This window comes from Paracoccus sp. TD-10, assembly GCF_048270675.1.
GTDB classification, from domain to species: domain Bacteria; phylum Pseudomonadota; class Alphaproteobacteria; order Rhodobacterales; family Rhodobacteraceae; genus Paracoccus; species Paracoccus pantotrophus.
In genome coordinates this window covers 1,906,546-1,930,635 of sequence record NZ_CP182418.1, presented here as the reverse complement: position 1 = coordinate 1,930,635, position 24,090 = coordinate 1,906,546, and the positions used below count along the sequence as shown (strand labels likewise).

At 69.2% G+C, this 24,090-nt stretch carries 22 protein-coding genes and 1 tRNA gene; 12 read left to right on the top strand and 11 right to left on the bottom strand.

Annotated elements, in window-relative coordinates:
- Window positions 1–14: 14 nt before the first annotated feature.
- A complete protein-coding gene (locus tag ACNKFW_RS09565) occupies window positions 15–953 on the top strand; it encodes an NAD-dependent epimerase/dehydratase family protein (RefSeq protein WP_024842943.1) in 939 nt (312 codons plus the stop codon).
- On the opposite strand, the gene truA is transcribed toward ACNKFW_RS09565, so the two are convergent.
- From truA to ACNKFW_RS09550, 3 genes are all read right to left on the bottom strand, one after another.
- Window positions 950–1,741 (bottom strand): tRNA pseudouridine(38-40) synthase TruA, encoded by a 792-nt coding sequence (gene truA, locus ACNKFW_RS09560; protein WP_024842942.1) that lies wholly within the window; start codon window positions 1,739–1,741, stop codon window positions 950–952. The two genes, ACNKFW_RS09565 and truA, sit on opposite strands and share 4 nt — an antisense overlap.
- A 2-nt stretch (window positions 1,742–1,743) precedes the next feature.
- On the bottom strand, window positions 1,744–2,718 hold the full coding sequence (locus ACNKFW_RS09555) for a 5-bromo-4-chloroindolyl phosphate hydrolysis family protein (RefSeq protein WP_418024157.1): 975 nt from the start codon (window positions 2,716–2,718) through the stop codon (window positions 1,744–1,746).
- Window positions 2,719–3,025: 307 nt separating this feature from the next.
- Window positions 3,026–3,099 (bottom strand) — tRNA-Gly (locus ACNKFW_RS09550).
- A gap of 85 nt (window positions 3,100–3,184) precedes the next feature.
- Here ACNKFW_RS09550 and ACNKFW_RS09545 point away from each other — a divergent pair.
- Entirely contained in the window at window positions 3,185–4,633 is a 1,449-nt protein-coding gene (locus ACNKFW_RS09545) for a TrkH family potassium uptake protein (protein ID WP_418024155.1), read from the top strand.
- Window positions 4,634–4,639: 6 nt separating this feature from the next.
- Here the strand turns inward: ACNKFW_RS09545 and ACNKFW_RS09540 are convergent, their stop codons facing one another.
- Entirely contained in the window at window positions 4,640–6,082 is a 1,443-nt protein-coding gene (locus tag ACNKFW_RS09540; protein ID WP_418024153.1) for a peptidoglycan-binding domain-containing protein, read from the bottom strand.
- Window positions 6,083–6,168: 86 nt separating this feature from the next.
- Between ACNKFW_RS09540 and ACNKFW_RS09535 the strand changes: the two genes are divergently transcribed.
- The 8 genes from ACNKFW_RS09535 to glmM all read left to right on the top strand — a co-directional run bounded on the left by ACNKFW_RS09535 (window position 6,169) and on the right by glmM (window position 16,385).
- Window positions 6,169–7,119, top strand: a complete 951-nt coding sequence (locus ACNKFW_RS09535; RefSeq protein WP_024842938.1) for a glycine--tRNA ligase subunit alpha — start codon at window positions 6,169–6,171, stop codon at window positions 7,117–7,119.
- On the top strand, window positions 7,116–7,598 hold the full coding sequence (locus tag ACNKFW_RS09530) for a DUF6446 family protein (protein ID WP_024842937.1): 483 nt from the start codon (window positions 7,116–7,118) through the stop codon (window positions 7,596–7,598). Before ACNKFW_RS09535 ends, ACNKFW_RS09530 begins: the two co-directional genes overlap by 4 nt.
- The gene (glyS, locus tag ACNKFW_RS09525) at window positions 7,598–9,655 is read left to right on the top strand and encodes a glycine--tRNA ligase subunit beta (protein WP_418024151.1); all 2,058 of its coding nucleotides are present in this window, start codon (window positions 7,598–7,600) and stop codon (window positions 9,653–9,655) included. Before ACNKFW_RS09530 ends, glyS begins: the two co-directional genes overlap by 1 nt.
- 159 nt (window positions 9,656–9,814) lie before the next feature.
- Window positions 9,815–12,376 carry a putative PEP-binding protein gene (locus ACNKFW_RS09520; RefSeq protein ID WP_418024149.1) on the top strand — a complete coding sequence of 854 codons (2,562 nt, stop codon included), beginning with the start codon at window positions 9,815–9,817 and terminating at the stop codon, window positions 12,374–12,376.
- A gap of 308 nt (window positions 12,377–12,684) precedes the next feature.
- Window positions 12,685–13,140, top strand: a complete 456-nt coding sequence (locus ACNKFW_RS09515) for a cell wall hydrolase (protein WP_231486597.1) — start codon at window positions 12,685–12,687, stop codon at window positions 13,138–13,140.
- Window positions 13,141–13,231: 91 nt separating this feature from the next.
- Window positions 13,232–14,014, top strand: a complete 783-nt coding sequence (locus ACNKFW_RS09510) for a dihydroneopterin aldolase (RefSeq protein ID WP_024842933.1) — start codon at window positions 13,232–13,234, stop codon at window positions 14,012–14,014.
- Window positions 14,015–14,059: 45 nt separating this feature from the next.
- Window positions 14,060–15,031, top strand: coding sequence for a dihydropteroate synthase (gene folP, locus ACNKFW_RS09505; protein WP_147428219.1), 972 nt, complete (start codon window positions 14,060–14,062; stop codon window positions 15,029–15,031).
- A gap of 10 nt (window positions 15,032–15,041) precedes the next feature.
- Window positions 15,042–16,385, top strand: coding sequence for a phosphoglucosamine mutase (gene glmM, locus ACNKFW_RS09500; RefSeq protein WP_147428218.1), 1,344 nt, complete (start codon window positions 15,042–15,044; stop codon window positions 16,383–16,385).
- Between the two features lie 180 nt (window positions 16,386–16,565).
- On the opposite strand, the gene ACNKFW_RS09495 is transcribed toward glmM, so the two are convergent.
- Together ACNKFW_RS09495 and dksA are read right to left on the bottom strand one after the other, a co-directional pair.
- The gene (locus ACNKFW_RS09495; protein ID WP_418024146.1) at window positions 16,566–17,687 is read right to left on the bottom strand and encodes an FAD-dependent oxidoreductase; all 1,122 of its coding nucleotides are present in this window, start codon (window positions 17,685–17,687) and stop codon (window positions 16,566–16,568) included.
- A 43-nt stretch (window positions 17,688–17,730) separates the two neighbouring features.
- Window positions 17,731–18,153: an RNA polymerase-binding protein DksA gene (gene dksA / locus ACNKFW_RS09490; protein ID WP_024842929.1), complete on the bottom strand. Its 423-nt coding sequence runs from the start codon at window positions 18,151–18,153 to the stop codon at window positions 17,731–17,733.
- Window positions 18,154–18,313: 160 nt separating this feature from the next.
- Here dksA and ACNKFW_RS09485 point away from each other — a divergent pair, with 160 nt between their 5' ends.
- Both ACNKFW_RS09485 and ACNKFW_RS09480 read left to right on the top strand, forming a co-directional pair.
- Window positions 18,314–19,153 carry an AAA family ATPase gene (locus tag ACNKFW_RS09485; protein WP_418024144.1) on the top strand — a complete coding sequence of 280 codons (840 nt, stop codon included), beginning with the start codon at window positions 18,314–18,316 and terminating at the stop codon, window positions 19,151–19,153.
- A gap of 11 nt (window positions 19,154–19,164) precedes the next feature.
- Window positions 19,165–19,605, top strand: a complete 441-nt coding sequence (locus tag ACNKFW_RS09480) for a GNAT family N-acetyltransferase (protein WP_024842927.1) — start codon at window positions 19,165–19,167, stop codon at window positions 19,603–19,605.
- Between the two features lie 59 nt (window positions 19,606–19,664).
- On the opposite strand, the gene ACNKFW_RS09475 is transcribed toward ACNKFW_RS09480, so the two are convergent.
- The 5 genes from ACNKFW_RS09475 to odhB all read right to left on the bottom strand — a co-directional run bounded on the left by ACNKFW_RS09475 (window position 19,665) and on the right by odhB (window position 24,090).
- Window positions 19,665–20,159, bottom strand: coding sequence for a lytic transglycosylase domain-containing protein (locus ACNKFW_RS09475; RefSeq protein ID WP_024842926.1), 495 nt, complete (start codon window positions 20,157–20,159; stop codon window positions 19,665–19,667).
- A gap of 147 nt (window positions 20,160–20,306) precedes the next feature.
- On the bottom strand, window positions 20,307–21,701 hold the full coding sequence (gene lpdA, locus ACNKFW_RS09470; protein WP_024842925.1) for a dihydrolipoyl dehydrogenase: 1,395 nt from the start codon (window positions 21,699–21,701) through the stop codon (window positions 20,307–20,309).
- Between the two features lie 50 nt (window positions 21,702–21,751).
- Entirely contained in the window at window positions 21,752–22,144 is a 393-nt protein-coding gene (locus ACNKFW_RS09465; protein ID WP_024842924.1) for an MAPEG family protein, read from the bottom strand.
- On the bottom strand, window positions 22,144–22,401 hold the full coding sequence (locus ACNKFW_RS09460) for a hypothetical protein (RefSeq protein WP_147428217.1): 258 nt from the start codon (window positions 22,399–22,401) through the stop codon (window positions 22,144–22,146). The genes ACNKFW_RS09465 and ACNKFW_RS09460 overlap by 1 nt, the downstream gene beginning before the upstream one ends.
- Window positions 22,402–22,548: 147 nt before the next feature.
- Window positions 22,549–24,090 (bottom strand): 2-oxoglutarate dehydrogenase complex dihydrolipoyllysine-residue succinyltransferase, encoded by a 1,542-nt coding sequence (odhB, locus tag ACNKFW_RS09455; RefSeq protein ID WP_147428216.1) that lies wholly within the window; start codon window positions 24,088–24,090, stop codon window positions 22,549–22,551.

Below are 24,090 nucleotides of genomic sequence, written 5' to 3'. Positions count from 1 at the left end.
GGAAAGGGAAAGGCTTGCAGCGTAAGGCGCTCGTTACCGGAGGGGCAGGGTTCATCGGCAGCCACCTCGTCGACCGGTTGCTCGCCGCCGGAGAGGAGGTCGTCGTCCTCGATGACCTGTCCAGCGGCAGGGCGGACAACCTGCCCCCGCAGGTGCGGCTGGTCCGGGGCGATGTCTGTGACGCCGATCTGCTCGGCAGGCTGCTGGCCGGGGTGGATTGCATCTTTCACCTTGCCGCGCGGGTTTCGGTGCAGCTTTGCATCTCGGACTGGATGGGGGCGCATCGCGTCAACCTGGGCGGCACCATCGCCGTGCTGCATGCGGCGCATCGGGCCGGCAATATCCCGGTCGTCCATGCCTCCTCGGCGGCGATCTACGGCAACCGCGCGGGCGCGACATGCCGCGAAACCGACCTGCCCCTGCCGATCTCGCCCTATGCCGCCGACAAGCTGGCCGCCGAGCATCAGGCCGCCGCCATGGCCGAGGTGCATGGCCTGCCCTCGGTCGGGCTGCGCTTCTTCAATGTCTATGGCCCGCGCCAGGATGCGGCCTCGCCCTATGCCGGGGTGATCTCGAAATTCTGCGCCAACCGGCTGGCGGACCGGCCGCAGGTGATCTTTGGCGATGGGCAGCAGAGCCGGGATTTCATCTGTGTCGCCGACGTGGTCGAGGGTCTGTTGCGTGCTCGCGACCTGGCCGGCCAGGCGCCGGGCGCCCAGGTCTTCAACCTTTGCACCGGGACCGAGACAACGCTGCTGGAGCTGGTGCGCCAGATCGACGCCATTGCCGGGCGGGGAGCCAGCGCCATCGAACACGCGCCGGCGCGCTCCGGAGACATCCGTGCCTCTTGCGGCTGTCCGCAGGCCGCGCGCGACCGGCTGGGCTTCGCCGCCGCCACGGATATGCGATCCGGGCTGGACAGGCTCTGGGACGCGCTGGTCGCGGCCGGCTAGTTCAGCGGGCCCTCGGGAAAGGGCGGGGGCTCATAGCCCACCCCGGTCAGGTAAAGCCCCTGCGACGGGCAGACCGGTCCGCAGGCGGCGCGGTCGCATGCGGCCAGCGCCTCGGCCACGCGGCCGGGCGGCCAGGCGCCGGCGCCGACCCGCTCCAGCGTGCCGACGATCGAGCGCACCTGGTTGTGCAGGAAGGACCGCGCCCGCAGGGTAAAGCGGTATTCGCGGCCCTGCGGGATCCGGGCTTCCTCGATGGTCAGTTGGTCCAGCGTCTTCACCGGGCTTTTCGCCTGGCACATGGTCGAGCGGAAGGTGGTGAAATCGTGCCGGCCCAGCAGATGCGCCGCGCCGGCGCGCATGGCCGCCAGGTCCAGCGGATGCGCCACCTGCCAGGCGCGGCCGCGGTCATGCGTCAGCGGCGCGCGGCGCGAGACCAGCCGGAACAGGTAGCGCCGCTCATGCGCCGAGAATCGGGCGTGGAAGTCGTCCGCCACCCGCGCTGCGGCCAGGATGGCGACGGGGGCGGGTTTCAGGTGCCAGTTCAGCGCCTCGGACAGCCGGAACGGATCCCAGTCGCGCTGCAGGTCGGCATGGGCGACCTGGCCGGTGGCATGGACCCCGGCATCGGTGCGCCCGGCCGCCGCGATCCGCGCCCCGGCCGCGAAGCCGGGGTCGAGACGGCCGAGCGCCGCCTCGACGGCGCCCTGCACGCTGGGCCGGTCGGCCTGGGCCTGCCAGCCGGCGAAGGGGCCGCCGTCATATTCGATCAACAGGGCGAAGCGGGGCATGGCTAGCGGCGCGGCTTTTCCGATTCGTGCGGGATCAGCAGGTCATCAAGCGTCATCGGGCGCTGCAATTCGGCGGGTTCTGCGGGCGCGGGCCGGGGCCTTACGCCTTCGCGTGCCAGCCGGTCGCGCAGCACACTGATCTCGATGTCCAGGTCGGTGCGGCCGCCTTCCAGCAGCCGGGCGCTGCGGGCGGCGAATTCGGTTTCCAGGTCGTCCAGCAGCGTCTCGTAATCCTGGCGCGTGCGCGGGTCGCGGGTCTGGGCGTAGAGATCGGCGAACTTGACCGTCGCGTCGCGCGCGCCCTGCAGGTAGACGCTGAGATAGCGGCGCAGCGCGGCGATGGTTTCGGGATTGTCCTCGACATGGGCGAAAAGCGCGCGCGCGGCGGCGGCGAACATGGCGACGCGGGCCTCGAGCCGGCGGTCGCCGGTGCGCAGGATGGCATCCTGCATGGCCTTCAGATGCGCCTCGCCCTCGGCCAGGATGCGTTGGGCGCGGTCCTGTCGGACGCCGTCGACGCCTTCCATGCCCTTGTCGCGCATCGGGTCGCTGCCGAAGGCGAGCCAGTGCAGCATGGCGCCGGCGACGCCGATCACCCCGGCGCCGGTATCGGCGCCCGGCACCCAGGCGCCGATGGCAAGGCCGAGCCCGGTCAGGATGCCGCCGAAGAGCTTGCGCGGGATCGCCGGGCGGCGGGCGACGCGGCGGGCGTCATAGGCAGCCTCGGCCTGCAAGCCCTGGCGCGTCATCCACATGCCCCAGGCGAGGCTGCCGAAGGCGACGAGATGCAGGGCGAGCCCGGCCGGATCCTGCCAGAAGGCGCTGATGAGGAAAGGGGTCGCCATGATCGTGACCCAGCGGGTGCGCGATTCCAGCGGATGCCGGATCTCGCCCGGCGCGGGGCGGGCGGGTATGCGCGGGCCGGTTCCGTCCGGCCGGGGCTGCGGCGAGAAGCGGCCGCCGAAACGCCTTGCCATCGCCGCCCCCTCAGCCCGCGCCCAGGAAGGCGGCATAGAGCGTCAGGCCCATCAGCAGAAAGAAGGACAGGCGCTGCATGGCTTTGCGGGACATGGGCTTCCTTTCGGCGCGTCGGTCGGTTGGTCGGGCAATCTTGCCCGCAGGATATAGGGCCTTGGGTGCCGGAACGGAAGGGCGCGGCGGCCGGGGGCTCTGCCCCCCGCGCCTCAAGCGCCCCTCGACGGGGCGCATGAGGCGCTCCCCCCGGAGTATTTGCAAAACGGAGAAAGCCGGCCTGGGGCGGCTGGTTGCGGCATGCGGGGAAATTGGAGCGGGTGATGGGAATCGAACCCACGTATTCAGCTTGGAAGGCTGCTGCTCTACCATTGAGCTACACCCGCGTTGCGCCTTTCTATAGGGGCTGGCGCGGGCTCGTGCAAGCGTCGTGCGCTTGACGGTCGCATGCCGGCGGGGCAAGCAGGCGGCATGATCGATATCCGTCCCGTGGCCAATATCGTCGGCAAGGTCGTCGTCACGCTGGGGGCGGCGATGGGGCTGCCCATGCTGGTCGATTGGTGGCATGGCGACCCGCATTGGCTGATCTTCCTGGAATGCGGCATCCTGACCATGCTGGCCGGCGGGCTGGTGGCGCTGTCCACGCGGCAAAAGGACCAGTCGCTGACCATCCAGCAGGTCTTCCTGCTGACCGCGATGCTGTGGCTGGTGGTGCCGGTGGCCGGCGCGCTGCCCTTCATGCTGGGCGCGCCTCAGGCCGGCTTCACCGATGCCTATTTCGAGGCCATGTCGGGCGTCACCACCACCGGCACCACCGCGTTCCCCGATCTCGACAACCTGCCCAAGGGCACGAACCTGTGGCGGGCCTTCCTGAACTGGGCGGGGGGGCTGGGGATCATCGTGGTCGCCATGATCTTCCTGCCGGTGATGAAGGTCGGCGGCATGCAGTTCTTTCGCTCCGAGGGTTTCGACACGCTGGGCAAGATCCTGCCCCGCGCCTTCGACATCGCGCGCGAGATGACCGGGGTCTATATCGCCATGACTGCCAGTTGCATGGTGGTCTATATCCTGCTGGGCATGAAGGGCTTCGATGCGCTGGTGCTGGCGCTGTCCACCTGCTCGACCGGCGGGTTTTCCCATTACGACGCCAGTTTCGCGCCCTTCATCGGGCCGGCGGAATATGCCGCTGCCTTCTTCATGATCCTGGCCTCGATCCCCTTCATCCGCATGGTGCAGCTGATCCGCGGCTCGGCCGAGCCGATCTGGCGCGACATCCAGGTCCGGGCCTATCTGCGCTGGACCTTCTATGCCATCGCGCTGGTGGTGCTTTACCGCCTGCTCTGGCTCAAGGCGAAGAACCCGTTCGACGTGATCCGCGAGACCACGTTCAACGTCGTCTCGACCTTTTCCGGCACGGGCTTTGCTTCGGCCGACGTGACGCAATGGGGGCATTTCCCCTTTGTCATCCTGATCGTGGTCGGGCTGATCGGTGGCTGCACCGGCTCGACCTCGTGCTCGGTCAAGGTGTTCCGCTATCTGGTGCTGTTCCAGGCGGTCAAGGCGCAGCTCAAGCGCATGCAATCGCCGCACCGGGTGTTCCCGCTGCTTTACGGTGGCCGCCCGCTTGAGGAGGACGTGGTCGATTCGGTCATGGCCTTCTTTACCCTGTTCATCCTGTCCTTCGGTCTGCTGATCGTCGGGCTGGCGCTGACCGGGCTGCATCCGCGCACGGCGCTGACCGCGGCCTGGACCGCCATCGCCAATGTCGGCGTGGTCTGGGGGCCGGAACTGACGCCCGAGGGGGCAGTGACGGACTTTCCCACCGCCTCGAAATGGCTGATGATCTGGGGGATGTATCTGGGCCGGCTGGAGCTGATCTCGGTGCTGGTGCTGTTTTTGCCGCGGTTCTGGCGGGCTTAGAGCCGCCTAGTCCTGCGCTGCGGCCGGGGCGATGGCCGGGGCTTCGGGCTGGGCCTCGGCCGCGCCGGGGGCGAAGCGGGCCAGACTGTCCGAGATCTCCGCCGCCAGCCGGTGCTGGTTCTCGGGGTCCGAGACCGGCCAGATCAGCACGAAGCCCTGCACGCGGCCATCGACCACCCGGCCCTCGGCATGGCCGATATGGGTCTGGTTTCGGCCGTCCAGCACGACGCTGCCGCGTTCCACCTTGCGTTCGGGTGCCGGCACCCAGCCGAGCGCGGTGACGAGGCCGGTCAGGTCCAGCATCTCCTGCTGGCCGCCGGGCTGGCTGAACAGGATCAGCGCCGCGCCCGAGCCGTCCTTGGGCCCATAGATCGACAGCGCGCGCTCGGCGCGGTCGAATTGCAGCTTTTCCATCGGCGCGGGCAGCATCAGGCCGGTATGGGCGTCGCGCAGTTCGGCCAGGCCCATCTCGGCCCGCCAGGCCTCGCGGCGGCGGATCAGTTCGGTCATGGCGGTCGCGGTATCGGGCGAGGTGCGCAGGCGCAGGATTTCCTCGGCCATGGCGGCGCGAGTCTTGGGGCCGTCCTTGCCGTCGATGGCGCCGTCGTAATGGCCGGCCCAACGCAGGGCGCGCTGGATCTGTTCGAGCGGCGGCATGGGCACCGGCGCCGCATCCGGGGCAGGGGGCGCGCCCAGATCCGGCACCTTGCCGATGATCGCGATCTCGCCCATCTCCTCGCCCGGCGCGAGGAAGGCGTCCCTGGGCACGGCACCCGCATCCCGGAACGCCTGGAGCCAGGCGGTGCCGGTCGCCCGGGCCATCGGCCCGAAGCCGATGGCCAGCCGGCCGTTCGGCAGGGTCCACAGCCCGGCCTCGGGCAGGGTCTCGCGCCATTTCGCCAGCAATTCCTCGGCCCGCGCGCGGTCGGTGGTGGATTCGAGGCGCAGGAAGAACTGCTCGGGCGCGGGCTCAGCCGCGGCGCCGGCATCGGTGGTCGGGGCCGCATCCGCGCCGGCCAGGTCGCCGGGGAGGGGCTCGTCCTCTGTGGCCGCGGGCTGGGCCTGGGGGAAGGTCGAGGCATTGCCGGCGGATGCCGCCGCCTGGGGATCGGCGTCGGGTTCGGCGGCCGCGTCGCCGATCCGGGTCAGTTCGCGTCCCTCGGCGGCGGCCAGGAAGCTGTCGCCCGGCACCTTGCGCTGCTGCTTCAGCTGTTCCAGCCGCGCCGCCGCCTCTGCGCGCGGCATCGGGCCAAGCGCGATCCCGACCCAGCCGTCGGCCAGCGGGAAGGTCACGACATCGGGAAACTGCGCCCCCCAGTTGCGGGCGGTGTCGGCCGCGGCCTGCACGCCGCGCTTGGCCTCGATGCGGATCAGCACATCCTCGGCCTGCGCGGCAAAGCCCAGAGACAGCGGCAGAGCCGCACCGATGACGAATGCAAAGCGCCGCATGGGCATGTCCCTCTCATTGACCCTGCGCCGCCCTCTGCCTAGAAGGCGGCAGACATTTCCTGCCAGTTATGCCGAAGGAAGCCCCGATGACCAGCCCAAAGGACCATCAGACGGCGAAACCCGTCTGCTTTCAGGACGTGATCCTGCGCCTGCAATCCTATTGGGCCGCACAGGGCTGCGCGGTGCTGCAACCCTATGACATGGAGGTCGGCGCCGGCACCTTCCACCCGGCCACGACGCTGCGCAGCCTGGGCGCGCGTCCCTGGGCCGCGGCCTATGTCCAGCCCTCGCGCCGACCGACCGATGGGCGCTATGGCGAGAACCCGAACCGGCTACAGCATTACTACCAGTATCAGGTCATCATCAAACCCTCGCCGCCGAACCTGCAAGAGCTTTACCTGGGCAGCCTTGCGGCCATCGGCCTCGACCCGATGATCCACGACGTGCGCTTCGTCGAGGACGACTGGGAAAGCCCGACGCTGGGCGCCTGGGGGCTGGGCTGGGAGGTCTGGTGCGACGGCATGGAAGTCAGCCAGTTCACCTATTTCCAGCAGGTCGGCGGGCATGACTGCCGCCCGGTTTCGGGCGAGCTGACCTATGGGCTTGAGCGGCTGGCGATGTATGTGCTGGGGGTCGAGCATGTGATGGACATGCCCTTCAACCCGCCCGGCAGCCCGATCCCGCTGAGCTATGGCGACGTCTTCCGCCAGGCCGAGCGCGAATATTCCCGCTGGAACTTCGAACAGGCCGATACGGAGATGCTGCTCCAGCATTTCAAGGATGCCGAGGCGGAATGCGACCGCATCCTGGCCGCGGCCGAGACGGACGGCGCCGGGCGGCGCATCCCGATGGCGCATCCCGCCTATGACCAGGCGATCAAGGCCAGCCACCTGTTCAACCTGCTCGACGCGCGCGGCGTGATCTCGGTCACGGAACGCCAGGCCTATATCGGCCGCGTCCGCGCGCTGGCGAAACGCTGCGCCGACCTGTTCGTGACCACCGAGGCCGCGGTCCTGCAAGCGGAGGCGGCGGCATGAGTTCGGGCAAGATCGTCGCCTCGATGCTGGTGCTGGTGGCCGTCATGGCCGGCCTCGCCGTCTGGTATCTGCAGGTCTATGGCTTCTACGACCCGGTGGACGAGATCAGCGGCGCGCAGGACATCGTCGTCACCGACGCGCAGGGCGCCACCCATCCGGTCGCGGTCGCGGATTTCAAGGCCATCGACGCGGCAAGCTCGCCCATCCGCTATCGCGCCTGCTTCACGCTGGATCCGGCCGAACTGGCCGATGCCGCGCCCTATGACGGCGCGACGCCGCTGAACGGGCCGGGCTGGTTCAAGTGCTATTCCGCCCGGGCGCTGACCGCCGACCTGGAATCGGGCGCGGCGCGCGCCGTGCTGGGCCAGGCCGAGATCCGCCCCGACGTGGACCGGGTGATCGTGGTCTATCCCGACGGCCGCGCCTTTGCCTGGCACCAATTCAACGACAAGACCCCCGAACGCGGAGTGATGGACTGATGCCCGACCTTCTGATCGAGCTTTTCTCGGAGGAGATCCCGGCGCGGATGCAGGCCCGCGCCCGCGAGGATCTGAAGAAACGCGTCACCGACGGGCTGGTCGACGCAGGCCTGACCTATCGCTCGGCCGGCGCCTTCTCGACCCCGCGCCGGCTGGCGCTCGCCGTCGAGGGGCTGAGCGCGCAAAGCCCGACCACGCGCGAGGAGCGCAAGGGCCCCCGCACCGACGCCCCCGAGGCGGCGCTGGAGGGCTTCCTGCGCTCGACCGGTCTGACCCGCGACCAGCTGGAAGCGCGCGACGACAAGAAGGGCCAGGTCTGGTTCGCCACCATCGTGAAGCCGGGACGCCCCGCCGCCGGGATCGTCGCCGAGGTGCTGGAGGCGACGATCCGCAACTTCCCCTGGCCCAAGTCGATGCGCTGGGGCTCGGGCAGCCTGCGCTGGGTGCGGCCGCTGCATTCCATCCTCTGCCTGCTCTCGGACGAATCCGGCGCCGCGGTGGTGCCGCTGGAGATCGACGGCATCCGCGCCGGCAACACCACCCGCGGCCACCGCTTCATGGCCCCGGACGAGATCGCCGTCTCGGGCTTCGAGGATTACGCCGCCAAGCTGCGCCGCGCCCGCGTCATGCTGGACTCCGCCGAACGCGAGGCCGCGATCCGGCAGGAGGCGGCGAACCTCGCCTTCGCCCGCGGCTGGGAGATCGTGCCGGACGAGGGCCTGCTGACCGAGGTCGCGGGCCTTGTCGAATGGCCGGTGCCGCTGATGGGCGCCATCGAGGACCGCTTCCTGACGCTGCCGCCCGAGGTGCTGCAGACCTCGATGAAGGAGCACCAGAAATTCTTCTCGGCCCGCAATCCCAGGACCGGCCGCATCGAGGGCTTCGTCACCGTGGCGAATATCGAGACCCCCGACCATGGCGAGACGATCCTGAAGGGCAACCAGCGCGTGCTGGCCGCCCGCCTCTCGGACGCGGCCTTCTTCTGGGACAACGACCTGCGCGAGGCGCGGGCGGGCATGGCCGACTGGGCCGAGGGGCTGAAATCGGTCACCTTCCAGAGCAAGCTGGGCTCGCAGGCGGATCGCATCGCCCGCATCGCGGCGCTGGCGCGCGAGATCGCGCCGCTGGTCGGCGCCGATGCCGATCAGGCGGAACAGGCGGCCAAGATCGCCAAGCTCGACCTGCGCTCGGCCATGGTCGGCGAGTTCCCGGAACTGCAAGGCATCATGGGCCGCTATTACGCGCTGGAGGCCGGCCTGCCCGAGCCGGTGGCCGATGCTGCCCGCGACCATTACTCGCCGCTCGGCCCCTCGGATGCGGTGCCTTCGGCGCCGGTGTCGGTGGCGGTGGCCTTGGCCGACAAGCTCGACACGCTGACCGGCTTCTGGGCCATCGACGAGAAGCCCACCGGCTCGAAAGACCCCTTCGCGCTGCGCCGCGCCGCGCTGGGGGTGATCCGGCTGGTGCTGGTGAACGGGGTGCGGGCCAATCTGGGCCGAACCTTCGCCAAAGCCAGTCCGGATGCCGCGGCCGCCGACCTCATCGCCTTCTTCCACGACCGCCTCAAGGTCCACCTGCGCGACCAAGGCATCCGCCACGACATCATCGACGCCGTGCTGGCCATGCCCGGCAACGACGACCTTGTGCTGCTGGTCAACCGCGCCACCGCGCTCAACGACGTCTTGAAGACCGAGGACGGCACCAACCTGCTGCAAGGGCTGAAGCGCGCCGGCAATATCCTCGCCCAGGCCGAGGAGAAGGACGGCGTCGAATACAGCTTCGGCGCCGATCCGAAATTCTCCGAGACCGACGAGGAACGCGCCCTTTTCGCCGCCCTCGACAAGGCCGAGCCGGCGATCCGCGAAGCCGTCCGGCTCGAGGACTTCCAGGCCGCGACCCAGGGCATCGCCAGCCTGCGCGCGCCCATCGACGCCTTCTTCGAGGCGGTGCAGATAAACACCGACAACCAGATCACCCGCCGCAACCGGCTGAACCTGCTCTCGCGCATCCGCGAGGCCGGCCGGCTGATCGCGGATTTCGGCCGCATCGAGGGCTGACTCCCGGCTTCTTTCTTGCGCAAATATCCCGGGGGAACGCCCCTGCGGCCCCGTCGGGGGGCCGCAGGGGCGTGGGGGCAGAGCCCCCGCCTCCGGTCGCGCCTCCGGCTTTCTTCGCACTTGCAGCAATGCGCCGGCCATGCCTAATGTGACGGCATCATGACCGCGCTGACAGATCCCGGAGCCATCGTCGAAATCACCCCCTCGGCGGGGATCCAGACCGCACGCCACGGCTGGCGCGCGAAATGCCTGCAGCGCCTGATCCGCATGGAGCTGCCGGTCCCGACCAGCTTCGCGCTGTCGGCCGAGGCGGTGCGCGCCATCGCCGCCGGCCAGATGCCCGACCGCACCCGCCTCGCCGCCATCATCGAGCGCGCCGACGGGCTGGTCAGCGTGCGGCCCTCGGCGATGAACCCGGCCTGGGGCGGGCCGGGCACGGTGCTGAACGTCGGCATCAACCACGAATGCCACGCCCGGCTGGTCCAGACCCGCGGCAAGGCGGCGGCGGACGCGATCTATCTGGGCTTCGTGCAATCCTATGCCATCCATGTCGCCCGGCTCGACCCCGACATGTTCTCGGACAGCGAGGGCGGGCTCGACGCGGCGCTGCGCGCCTATGAGGACGAGACGGACGAGGAATTCCCCCAAGACCCGACCCGGCAGCTGGCCGAGGTGCTGCGTAGCATGGCGCGGGCCTGGGACGGGCCGACCGCGCGGCTTCTGCGCCAGGCCAAGGGGGCGCCGGCCATCGCGCCGCTGGGGCTGGTGGTGCAGGACATGGCGCTGGCCATCGGGCCGGGCGTCACCGGCTCGGGCACCATCCAGTTCGTCGACAGCGTGACCGGCGCGCCGCGCATCACCGGCCGGTTCCGCGGCCAGACCCAGGGCCGCTCGAAGGCCGAGGGGGCCGAGACGCTCTACCTGACCCGCGACCCGCGCGGCCCCTCGCTGGAGGAGGCCGCGCCCGAGGTCTTTGCCGACCTGGTCCGGTTCGGGGTCGCCGCCCGCGAAAGGCTGCGCGAGGAGATGCAGATCGAATTCGTCGTCTCGGACAGCCGGCTTTCGATCATCGACGCGGTGCGGGTCAGCCGCAGCTCGCGGGCCAGCGTGCGCATCGCCGTGGCGCTGGCCCGCGACGGCATCATCCCGGCGGAAGAGGCGGTGATGCGGGTCGAGCCGCGGGCGCTTTCCGACCTGCTGCACCACCAGGTCGATCCGCGCGCGCCTCGCGACGTCATCGTCCGCGGCATCAATGCCAGCCCCGGCGCCGCCACCGGCCGCATCGTCTTTACCGCCGCCGCCGCGCAGGCCGCCGAGGCGCGGGGCGAGCGCTGCGTGCTGGTGCGTCGCGAGACGGTGCCCGAGGACATCCGCGGCATGCATGCCGCCGTCGCCGTGCTGACCGAGCGCGGCGGCATGACCAGCCACGCCGCGGTGATCGCCCGCGGCATCGGCCTGCCCTGCATCGTCGGCGCCAGCGGCATCTCGATCGACTCGCGCGCCCGGACCATGCTGATCGGCGGGCGCATCTTCCACGAGGGCGAGGAGATCACCATCGACGGCACCTCGGGCGAGGTGCTGGCCGGCGCCGCCGAGATGCTGGAGCCGGCGTTGGACGACAGCTTCACCCAGCTGCTCGAATGGGCCGATGCGCATTGCCGCATCAGGATCCGCGCCAATGCCGACACGCCCGAGGACGCTCGCACCGCCCGCAGGTTCAACGCCCAGGGCATCGGGCTGTGCCGCACCGAGCACATGTTCTTCGACGACGAGCGCCTGCCGGCCATGCGCGAGATGATCTTCGCCGGCAAGCCCGAGGACCGCCGCCTGTCGCTGGAGCGGCTCCTGCCCATGCAGCGCAGCGATTTCGCGGCGCTGTTCGAGATCATGGCCGGGCTGCCGGTCACCATCCGCCTGTTCGACCCGCCGCTGCACGAATTTTTGCCACATGACCGCGAGGGGATGCGGGAACTGGCCGAATCGCTGGACCTGCCCTTGTCGGACGTGACCCGCCGGGTCGAGGCGCTGTCCGAGTTCAACCCGATGCTGGGCATGCGCGGCGTCCGGCTGGGCATCACCGTGCCCGAGATCTATGACATGCAGGCCCGCGCCATCTTCGAGGCCACCATCGAGGCCAGCCATAACGGCGACCCGGTGGTGCCCGAGATCATGATCCCGCTGGTTTCCGCCCGGCGCGAGGTCGAACTGGTCAAGACCCGCATCGACGCGGTCGCCGCCGCCGTCCGCAACGAGACGCGCAAGGATTTCACCTATCGGCTGGGCGTCATGGTGGAGACGCCGCGCGCCGCGCTGCGCGCCGGCGACATCGCCGAGCATTCCTCCTTCTTGTCCTTTGGCACCAACGACTTGACGCAGATGACCTATGGGCTGTCGCGCGACGATGCCGGCCGCTTCATGGGCACCTATGTCAACCAGGGCGTCTATTCCGAGGATCCGTTCCACATCCTCGACCGCGACGGCGTGGGCGAGCTTGTTGCCATCGGCACCGAGCGCGCCCGCAGCCACAAGCCCGACATCACCATTTCGGTCTGCGGCGAACATGGCGGCAACCCGGAATCCATCGCCTTCTGCCTGCGGGCGGGGGTGAACTATGTCTCCTGCTCGCCCTTCCGGGTGCCGGTGGCGCGGCTCGCCGCGGCGCAGGAATCGATTCTCATGGGCCGGGAAGCGGCGGAATTGACGGCCGGGGCCGAGTCCTAGGACCAGCCGGTTTTGGCCGGAATCTGCCCGTCCGCCGATTTTCCGTCGGCGGGTTTCCGCCAAAATCGTTTGATTTCAATCGAATCGCGTCACTCACGTGCATGTGGGCTGGATCGGTCCGCCCTGTTTCGGGCCTTTAACGCCAGACCGCCGCCTCCGGGGCGACCTCGGGGCGGACCTTCCGACGAACCAGACCGGGCCGGGCCCGGACCGAAAACAGGACCAACATGTCGATTAGCAAGTCATGGCTGGCGCGCGTTTCCGTGTGTGTGGCTGTCGCCCTTTCCCCTGTCGCAACCACTCCGGCCATGGCCGATGGCAAGCATCAGGTTGCCTATGAAACCAAGGCCGGCCGCGCGCGCCAGGCGACCGTGAAGATCGATCCCGCCGATCTGCAATGCCTGTCCGAGGCGCTATATTTCGAGGCCCGCGGCGAAGGCGTGCAGGGCCAGCAGGCCGTGGCCGAGGTGATCCTGAACCGCGTCGATCACCCGCGTTTTCCCCAGACCGTCTGCGGCGTGGTGAACCAGCGCGGCCAGTTCACCTATAACAAGAACGCCCGCATCCGCGAAAAAGGCACCTATGCCAGGGTGCAAAAGGTGGCCATGGCGGCCCTGGCCGGCGCGCCGCGCACCCTGACCAACGGCGCGACCTATTTCCACGCCCGCGGCGTGAACCCCTCCTGGTCCAAGCGGTTTGAGCGCACGATCCGAATCGGCAGCCATACCTTCTACCGTTCGGACCGCCGGCTGGCCTCGAACTGAGGCGGCGCCCCGAGGCGGCGTCGCAAATCTGCTGCCCGATGCGCGGCCCTGTCCCTTGCGGCGGGGCCGTTTTCCTGAAAACACGGGTGGCATGGACCAGCCTGACCGTATCCACCTGCGCGACTACATCCTTTCGGCCGAGATCGGCGCGTTCCAGACCGAACGCGGCCAGCCGCAGCGGCTGCGCTTCAACATCGACGTGGAACTGGCGAGCCATGTCGTCGGCGTGAATGACGAGGTGGACAGGATCCTGTCCTATGACATCCTGACCGGCGCGGTTGCGGCGGGGCTGGCGGATCGCCGCTATGACCTGCTCGAGACGCTGGCCGAAAAGATCGCCGCGCAGATCCTGGCGCATCCGCGCGCCGCGCAGGTCTCGGTCACGGTCGAGAAGCTGGACCGCATCCCCGGGGCGCTGGGGGTGACGCTGGTGCGCCGCCAGGCGCGGGTCGAGGCCGACCCGGTCCGGGCGCCGATCCGGGTGATCTTTCACGGCCGCGACCTGGCGCTGCCCGACGGCGCGGTGGCGCTGGTCCCGGACGCGCCGGGGCTGCCGCTGCCGCAGGGCGGCAACCTGCGCGAGGTCGAGCTGCTGGCGCTGGACCAGGCCGCCTGGGCGCTGGCCGGCCATCTGGGGCTGACCGTGGCCGACAGCCGCACCGAGCTGGACTGGGCCGCGACCGAGGGCCGCGCCGTGGTCTGGGCGCCCGCGCGCATGGTGCGCGACGTGGCCGGGCTGGCGGCCGAGCCGCAGGCGCTGGCGCTGTGGCTGGCCGAGCGGCTGGGGGCGAGCCGGCTCGACTGGGCGCTGCCCGAGGGTGCGCCCGAGCCGGCTGTACCGACGGGTTTCTGCATTCCGACCGCACGGCTTTGATCTTCGTGCTTGAATCGGCCGCGCACCGGCGTAGAGACGCGAAGCATGACCGATTACTATCGCCCGATTCCCTGTGAGACGGGCCGCTGGCAGCTTGCCGGCGGCTGGGTGCGCTTTTCGCAATGCGAGCTTTTGCGCCGCGGCGAGGCGCCGCGCGTGGTGGACGGCGCCCCCGATGCGGTGCTGGCGGCGCTGACCGCGCCCCGCGCGCCGCTGCTGGGCCTGTCACTGGACAGGCCGCGCATCATGGGCATCGTCAATACCACGCCCGACAGCTTTTCGGACGGCGGCGCCTATGACGGGGCCGAGCAGGCGCGGCTGTTGGCCGCACAGGGGGCCGAGATCCTGGACATCGGCGGCGAATCGACCCGGCCCGGCGCGCGCGAGGTGCCCGCGGCCGAGGAAATCGCCCGCGTGACCTCCGCCATCGCCGCGGGCCGCGGGCTGGCGGCGGTCTCGGTCGATACCCGCAAGGCCGAGGTGGCGCGGGCCGCCGTCGCGGCGGGGGCGGGGCTGGTCAACGATGTCTCGGGCTTCGACTTCGACCCGGCCATGGCCGGGACGGTGGCCGCGGCGGGCGTGCCGGTCTGCCTGATGCACGCCCAGGGCATCCCCGAGACCATGCAGGACAACCCGACCTATGGCGACGTGCTGCTGGATGTCTATGACGCGCTGGCCGAGCGCATTGCGCGTGCCGAGGCGGCGGGCATCGCCCGCGACAGGATCGTGATCGATCCGGGCATTGGTTTCGGCAAGACGCAGGCGCATAATCTGGCCATTCTGCGGCGGATCTCGGTCTATCACGGGCTGGGCTGTGCCGTGCTGCTGGGGGTGTCGCGCAAGCGGTTCATCGGCAGCATCGGCGGGGCCGAACGGCCGGCGGACCGGGCGGCGGGCACGCTGGCGGTGACGCTTTCCGGGGTCGCGCAGGGCATACAGATCCACCGCGTCCATGACGTGGCGGAAACACGGCAGGGCCTCGCCCTCTGGCGGGCCGTGACCACAGAAACGAATTGAGCGGGGCAAGATGAGCAGGAAACTTTTCGGCACCGACGGCGTCAGGGGCCGTGCCAATACCCACCCGATGACGGCCGAGATGGCGCTGCGCCTGGGCGCCGCCGCCGGCCGCTATTTCCGCCGCAACGGCGAGGACCACCATCGCGTCGTGATCGGCAAGGACACGCGCCTGTCGGGCTATATGCTGGAAAACGCGCTGACGGCGGGGCTGACCAGCACCGGCATGAACGTGCTGCTGCTGGGCCCGGTGCCGACGCCGGCGGTGGGCTACCTGACCCGCTCGATGCGGGCCGATGTGGGCATCATGATCTCGGCCAGCCATAACCCGGCCGCGGACAACGGCATCAAGTTCTTTGGTCCCGACGGCTTCAAGCTTTCGGACGAGGCCGAGGCCGAGATCGAATCCATCGTGGCGGGCGAGATCGTTCCGGCCCGGCCGCAGAATATCGGCCGCGCCAAGCGCATCGACGACGGGCGCGGGCGCTATGTCGAATATGCCAAGACCACCTTCCCGGCCGGGCAGCGGCTGGAGGGGCTGAAGGTGGTGGTGGATTGCGCCAACGGCGCCGCCTATCGCGCCGCGCCGGACGTGCTGTGGGAACTGGGGGCCGAGGTGATCCCGCTGGGGGTTTCCCCGAACGGCCACAACATCAATGACGGGCTGGGCTCGACCCATCCCGAGGCCTGCGCCCAGGCGGTGCTGGAACATGGCGCTGACATGGGCATCAGCCTGGACGGCGATGCCGACCGGGTGATGATCGTCGATGAAAAGGGCCAGGTGGCGGATGGCGACCAGATCATGGCGCTGCTGGCCGACCGCTGGGCGGCGCAGGGCCGGCTGCGGGGCGGGGCGCTGGTGGCGACGGTGATGTCGAATCTGGGGCTGGAGCGGTTCCTGCAGGGCCGCGGGCTGCGGCTGGAGCGCACCGCCGTCGGCGACCGCTACGTGGTCGAGCGGATGCGCGGCGCCGGCTTCAACCTGGGCGGCGAGCAGTCGGGCCATATCGTGATGACCGATTACGCCACCACCGGCGACGGGCTCATTGCCAGCCTGCAATTCCTGGCGGCGCTGGCGGATGGCGGCAGGCCGGCCTCGGAACTGGTGGCGCAGTTCGAGCCGGTACCGCAATTGCTGAAGAACGTGCGCTATGCTGCCGGTGCCGATCCGCTGTCGGTCGATGCGGTCCAGGCCGAGATTGCGCGGGCCGAGGCGCGGCTGAACGGCTGTGGCCGGGTGCTGATCCGCAAGTCCGGCACCGAGCCCCTGATCCGCGTCATGGCCGAAGCCGAGGACGAGACCGTGCTGCGCGAGGTGGTCGAGAACATCGTCGCGGCGGTGGAGAAGGCGGCTTGACCGCCCTGGGCGCGGCGCCGGTGGCGGGCTTGGCAGGAGTATTTAAGAAACGGTGAAACGGGTGCGGGCGTGCCATGCGGGCTTGGCCCGGCGTTTTCACCGTTTTACAAATACTCATGCGGCGGCGACGCTGGCGTGGTCGCATGGGTATTTGGGGAACAGAGAAGTTCGGACGCCCGGCTAGGGGGTGGTCGGGTCGTGGTCGTAGAGCCAGGCGAAACGCTCGATCAGCCGGGCGGGGGCGAGGCGCGAGACGGCGCGCAGCCCGGCATGGGCGACCGCGCGGGTCGGGCCGCGCAGGTGGTAGTTGCGGGCATTGGCATTGGCCGCCTCGACGATGCGCCGGCAGCGCGGCTGGCGCAGGGCCTGGAACCGCGCCAGCGCGGCTTCCTGGTCCGGGCCGGCATCGAGGCAGGCGGCCAGCACCCAGGCATCCTCGATCGCCATGACCGCGCCTTGCGCCATGAAGGGCAGGGTGGGATGGGCGGCGTCGCCGATCAGCGCCCGCCGGCCGTCCTGCCAATGTGCGGCGACCGGATGACGGAACAGGCCCCAGATGCCGACATCCTGAACCTGCTCCAGCCATTCCGGCACCGGGCCGCCGAAGCGGGCGAAGGCGGCGCGCAGCTCGGAGGGCTCGCCGGGGGTGGACCAGCCTTCCTCCTGCCAGTCCGGCCGCTCGACCACGGCGACGAGATTGCGCTGGCCCTGGCCCAGCGGATAGCTGACCAGGTGCCGGCCCGGTCCCATGAAGACCTGTGCCACCGGCGCGGCATCGGGCTCGGCCGGGATCAGCGCGCGCCATGCGGTCTGGCCGGTGAAGAAGGGGGTCTCGGGGCCGTTCAGCGTCGGGCGCAGGCGGCTTTTCACCCCATCCGCGCCGATCAGCAGCGGCACGTCGGGCAGTTCGGTCACGTCATGGCCCAGCTCGATGCGGGCGCCGGCTTCGCGCGCGGCCTGTTCCAGCAGGGCGACCAGCCGGGCGCGATGCACCAGGCGGAACGGATCGCCGGGGCGATGCCGCGCCAGGTCCAGCCGCGCCACCATGCGGCCGGTCGAATCGCGCAGCTCGACCCGCTCGGAGGGCAGCGAGATCGCCCGGAACCGCGATTCGAGCCCCAGCGCCGCCAAGACCCGCATGGCATTTGGCGAAATCTGCAAGCCTGCGCCGACCTCGCGCAACGCCCCCGCGCGTTCCAGCACCGTGACCTCTGCGCCGCGCTGCGCCAAGGCGCAGGCGGCAGTCAGGCCGGCCACGCCTGCGCCGATGATGGTGACGGGATGATGCTTCAGGCCGGACATGGCGCCCCTGACTGCGAAAGCGGCCCCCGAAGGGGCCGGCGGGTCAGTCGTCGCGATGCACGCGCTCGCGCCGCTCGTGGCGTTCCTGCGCTTCCAGGGTCATGGTGGCGATGGGGCGCGCGTCCAGCCGCTTGAGGCTGATCGGCTCGCCGGTCATCTCGCAATAGCCGTATTCGCCGGTCTCGATGCGGCGCAGCGCCGCGTCGATCTTGGCCACCAGCTTGCGCTGGCGGTCGCGGGTGCGCAGTTCCAGCGAGCGGTCGGTTTCCTCGGAGGCGCGGTCGGCCAGATCGGGCACGTTGCGGGCGCTGTCCTGAAGACCTTCCAGCGTTTCCGCGGATTGGTCCAGAAGTTCCTGCTTCCATGCGATCAGCTTGCGGCGGAAATATTCGAGTTGCCGTTCATTCATGAAAGGTTCGTCTTCGGCGGGGCGATAATCTTCGGGCAGAAAGGTCTGGGCTTTCATCGTTCCTCCGGGAGCCGGGCGACTGGATGCCCGATCCTTGGCGCCCGCATAAAGTATGGCAGACCAATTGTCACTAGGCCATTCCGACAGGTCGGGCCTGCGGCTTGCGAAGCGGGCGGGCGCTGGCTAGGGTCGCGCAGATTGCGCAAAGGACAGGCGAATGCAGTTTTCCTCGACCGAAACCTATGTGGCTCCTGCCGACCTGGCCATGGCCGTGAATGCGGCGATCACGCTGGAACGCCCGCTGCTGGTCAAGGGCGAGCCGGGCACCGGCAAGACCGAACTGGCGCGGCAGGTCGCGGCCAGCCTGGAGTTGCCCATCATCGAATGGAACGTGAAATCGACCACCCGCGCGCAGCAGGGGCTTTACGAATACGATGCCGTGTCGCGGCTGCGCGACAGCCAGCTGGGCGAGGCGCGGGTTCACGATATCGCGAACTACATCCGCAAGGGCAAGCTGTGGCAGGCCTTCGAGGCGCCGGGCAAGGTCGTGCTGCTGATCGACGAGATCGACAAGGCCGATATCGAGTTTCCCAACGACCTCTTGCAGGAACTCGACCGCATGGAGTTCCATGTCTACGAGACCGGCGAGACGGTGGTGGCCCGGCACCGGCCGGTGGTCATCATCACCTCGAACAACGAAAAGGAACTGCCGGACGCCTTCCTGCGCCGCTGCTTCTTCCACTACATCCGCTTTCCCGATGCAGAGACGCTGAAGCGCATCGTCGAGGTGCATTATCCCGGCCTGAAGCCGCGGCTGCTCGACGAGGCGCTGACGCAGTTTCTGGAGCTGCGCGAGGTGCAGGGGTTGAAGAAGAAGCCCTCGACCAGCGAACTCCTGGACTGGCTCAAGCTGATCCTGGCCGAAGATCTGGCGCCCGAGGATCTGCGGCGCCCGGCCGGAGAGATGCTGCCCAAGCTGCATGGCGCGCTCTTGAAGAACGAGCAGGACGTGGCGCTGTTCGAGCGGCTGGCCTTCATGGCCCGCCGCCAACGCTGAGGGCGGCAGCGATGATCCGCGCGCTTCGCCCCGAGGATCGCAAGGGCTGGCAGCGGCTCTACGAGGGCTACCAGGCCTTCTACGGCTTCGACGACCGGCCGCCGTCGTTCTACGACCGCGCCTTCGACCGGCTGATGGCACGCAACCCGCGCGACTTTCACGGTCTGGTGGCCGAGGCGGAGGGCCGGCTGCTGGGTCTGACGCATTACGTCTTTCACCCGAACCTGTGGCGCGAGGAGGGGGTCTGCTATCTGCAGGATCTGTTCACCGCCCCCGAGGCCCGCGGCCGCGGCATCGCCCGCGCCCTGATCGAAGGCGTCTATGCCGAGGCCGACCGCGCCGGCGTGCCTGCCGTCTATTGGCTGACGGCCGAGGACAATTATCCGGGGCGAATGCTCTATGACCGGATGGCGGTGAAGTCGCCCTTCATCCGCTACAATCGCAAGCTGTGATGCGCCTGTAAGGCAAGGGGCGGCCCGAAGGCCGCCCCCGCGATCCGCTGTCCCTCGCCTCAGCGCAGGCCGGTGGCTTGCAGCAGGCCCTTGCGCTTGGCCTCGTAGTAATAGCCGCGGGCATACCATTTCACCGCGGCATCCTTGTCGCCGTCGGCGACCATATAGGCGCCGCGCAGGTATTTGACGCCGTATTTCAGGTTCGTCTCGGCATCGAGCAGCCCGGCGGGCGGGCCCTGATAGCCCATGCCGCGCGCGGTGGCGGGCAGGATCTGCATCAGCCCGTAATAGGGGCCGTTGCGGGCGCCGGGACGATGGGTCGATTCGCGGATGATGACGCGCTGCACCAGGTCCACCGGCACATCGTATTCCGCCGCGTATTTGTTGATCAGCCGGCGCAGTTCCGGTGTCTCGTTCGGATGCAGCGCCGCGACCTGGGCGGCCGAGGCGCGGGGTTCGACCAGATAGCGGCGGTCGGGATCGACCCGGTTGTCGCCGCAGGCGCCGACGGCCAGCGTGCCGGCCAGCGCCAACAGTCCGAGGATGGATTTCATGACTGCCCCTTGTCTTTTCATTGACCAAGGGATTAGCCGCAGCTGCCAGAGTCGGGGAAATCAAAAGACAGGACCGCCCGGTTCAGGGGCGGTCCATCGGCGGAAACCCGCCGCAACATGGTGCCGGTTTCGGTGGCGATCCGCCGATCAGGCGTGGATCGCGCCGTCGCCGCAGGCCAGCGCCGCCTCGCGCACCGCTTCCGAGCAGGTCGGATGGGCGTGGCAGGTCAGTGCGATGTCCTGGGCCGAGGCGCCGAATTCCATCGCCACGCAGACCTCGTGGATCATCTCGCCGGCATTCGGGCCGATGATGTGGCAGCCCAGCACCCGATCGGTCTCGGCATCGGCGATCATCTTGACGAAGCCCTCGGCCTGGAACAGGGCCTTGGCGCGGGCATTGCCCATGAAGGGGAACTTGCCGACCTTGACCTTGCGGCCGCTTTCCTTGGCGGCCTCTTCGGTCAGCCCGACCGAGGCGACCTCGGGCGTGGTATAGATCACGCCGGGGATCACGTCGTAATTCACATGGCCATGCTTGCCGGCGATGACCTCGGCCACCGCCATGCCCTCGTCCTCGGCCTTGTGGGCCAGCATCGGGCCCGGCACCGCGTCGCCGATGGCGTAGATGCCCTTGACGCTGGTCTGCCAGTGTTCGTCGATCTGGACGAAGCCGCGATCGGTCAGCGCGACGCCGACCTTGTCCAGGCCCAGCCCGGCGACATAGGGGCGGCGGCCGGTGGCGACCAGCACGCATTCGGCCTTGATCTCATGCTCGCTGTCGTCCTTGCGCAGCTTGTACTTGACCTCGGCCTTGCCCTTTTCGACCTCGACCTCGGACACGGCCGCGCCCAGGACGAATTTCAGCCCCTGTTTCGCCAGGATGCGCTGGAACTGCTTTTGCACCTCGGCGTCCATGCCGGGGGTGATGGCGTCCAGGAACTCGACCACCGTTACCTCGGCGCCGAGCCGGGCATAGGCCGAACCCAGTTCCAGCCCGATCACGCCCGCGCCGATCACCACCATCGACTTGGGGATCTTCGGCAGCGACAGGGCGCCGGTCGAATCGACGACGATGCCGGCGGCATTATCGACCTCGACCCCCTTCAGGCTGGCCGGTTCCGAGCCGGTGGCGATGACGATGTTCTTCGTCTCGTGGACGGTGTCGCCGACCTTGACCTTGCCGGGCGCTTCGATGCTGGCCCAGCCCTTGAGCCAGTCGATCTTGTTCTTCTTGAACAGGAACTCGATGCCCTTGGTATTGCCGGCGACCGTCTCGGCCTTGTAGCCCTGCATCTTGTCCCAATCGACCTTGGGCTTGGCGCCCATCAGGCCCATCTTCTCGAAATTCTCGTGGGTCTCGTGCAGCATGTGGCTGGCATGCAGCAGCGCCTTGGAGGGGATGCAGCCGACGTTCAGGCAGGTGCCGCCCAGCGTCTCGCGTCCCTCGACGCAGGCGACCTTCAGGCCCAGCTGGGCGGCGCGGATCGCGCAGACATAGCCGCCGGGACCGGCGCCGATCACGATCAGGTCATAGGTGGACATTCAGGTCTCCTTGCAGTTCGCGGCGCGCTTGCCGGCGCCGCCCGTTCGGTTCAGGTGAATAAGGCGATCAGGATCATCGCCAGCGTGGCGACGAACCCCACCCCCCAGATGACCGAGCGCCAGGGCGACCAGCCATAGGCATAGGCGGGAATATAAAGCAGCCGCGCCAGCAGGTAGCTCCAGGCGCAAAGCACGGTCAGGGCCGAGCCGGCATCCGACAGCACCACCAGCACGACGGCGATGGTAAAGAGGATCAGTCCCTCGAAATGATTGTCCGCAGCGCGGCGCAGCCGTCCGGTCAGCGCGGAAAACTCCGGCTGCCTGTCGCGCGGGCTGGCGTTCCATTTCGCGCCGACATCGCGGTTCATCGAGGCGGCGGCCAGGCCGATCTGCACGGCTTGCAGCAGCGCGGCCAGCGCCAGGGCGGTGGTTTCGGCGGCCATCAGGCGGTCTCGACCAGGTGGAAGGCGGTGGCCGAGACGCCGGCCTGGCTGTTGAAGACCCCCGCTGCCCCTTCCAGATAGGCCCTGGCCACCGCCGCGTCGCCCACCTGGAACAGCGCCCAGGCGCTCTGGTCGTTCTCGCGCCACAGCTGCAGCAGCGACAGGCCGTTATTGCCGCGATCCTCGGCATCGGCGTCGAAGGCGGCCTTGAAGGCGGCGTAACCGGCGATGGTGTAATGGGCGATCATCTGGGTCATGGGGGACTCCTCCGTTTCGGCCCGGCTTCCCGTCGGGATGAGCGGCAAGGCGGCCCGGTGCGGGTCAACGGATACAGGCCGGAAAGAGTTGCGCGGCGGCTTCCTGGGCGCGCCGGGGGCGGGCCTGCCGCCCCCGGCAGGCCGGGATCACAGGTCCATCAGCAGGCGGCGCGGATCCTCCAGTGCCTCCTTGACGCGCACGAGGAAGGTCACGGCGCCCTTGCCGTCCACGATGCGGTGGTCGTAGCTCAGCGCCAGGTACATCATCGGCCGGATGACGATCTGGCCGTCCACGACGACCGGGCGGTCCTGGATCTTGTGCATGCCCAGGATGCCCGATTGCGGCGGGTTCAGGATCGGCGAGGACATCAGCGAGCCGTAGACGCCGCCGTTCGAGATGGTGAAGGTGCCGCCCTGCATTTCCGCCATGGTCAGCTTGCCGTCGCGGGCGCGGGTGCCCAGCTCGGCGATCTCCTTCTCGATCCGGGCGAAGCTCTTCTGGTCGGCATCGCGTACCACCGGCACCACCAGGCCGCTGGGCGTGCCCACCGCCACGCCCATGTGGACGAAGTTCTTGTAGACCACGTCGCCGCCGTCGATCTCGGCATTGACCTCGGGCACTTCCTTCAGCGCGTGGCAGCAGGCCTTCACGAAGAAGGACATGAAGCCGAGCTTGACCTTGTGCTTCTTCTCGAACTGGTCCTTGTAGGTGTTGCGCAGGTCCATGATGCCCTTCATGTCCACCTCGTTATAGGTGGTCAGCATCGCGGCGGTGTTCTGCGCGTCCTTGAGCCGGCGGGCGATGGTGGCGCGCAGGCGGGTCATCTTGACCCGCTCCTCGCGCGCCGCGTCATCGGCCGAGCTGGGCGCGCGCGGCGCCTGGGCCGGGGCCGGGGCGGGCGAGGCGGCGGCCGGTGCCGTAGCCGCGCGGGCCACGTCCTCCTTCATCACCCGGCCGTCGCGGCCGGTGCCGGTGACGGCATCGCGGCTGACGCCGGCCTCGGCCATGGCCTTCTTGGCCGAGGGCGCATCCTCGACATCCTTGCGCGGTGCGGGGGTTTCCGGGCCGGCGCCGGGCGATTGCACGGCGGCTGCGGCAGCAGCAGGGGCCTCGGCCCCGGGGGTCGCGGTCGCGCCCTCGGTGATGACCGCCAGCCGGGCGCTGGCCTCGACCGTTGCGCCCTCGGGGGCGAGGATCTCGGCCAGCACGCCCGCGGCGGGAGCCGGAACCTCGACCGAGACCTTGTCGGTCTCAAGCTCGCACAGCATCTCGTCCTGCGCGACCGCATCGCCGACCTTCTTGAACCAGGTCGCCACCGTGGCCTCGGTCACGCTTTCGCCCAGGGTGGGCACCATCACGTCGACGGATTTTCCGCTCATCTTTCTCTGTCCTTCCTGAGCCTTCGTGCCCGCATCAGCCTTGGGCAACATTTCTTCCGGGCCGGCATCGCCCTGTTCCATGATCTGCGCGAGCAGCGCGTTGGGCGCGACCACCGTGCCTTCGGGCGCGACGATCTCGGCCAGCTTGCCGGCGACGGGCGAGGGCACCTCGACCGTCACCTTGTCGGTTTCCAGCTCGCACAGCATTTCATCCACGGCGACGCGGTCGCCCGGTTTCTTGAACCAGGTGGCCACCGTCGCTTCGGATACCGATTCCCCAAGCGTGGGGACGCGTAGTTCCACTGCCAT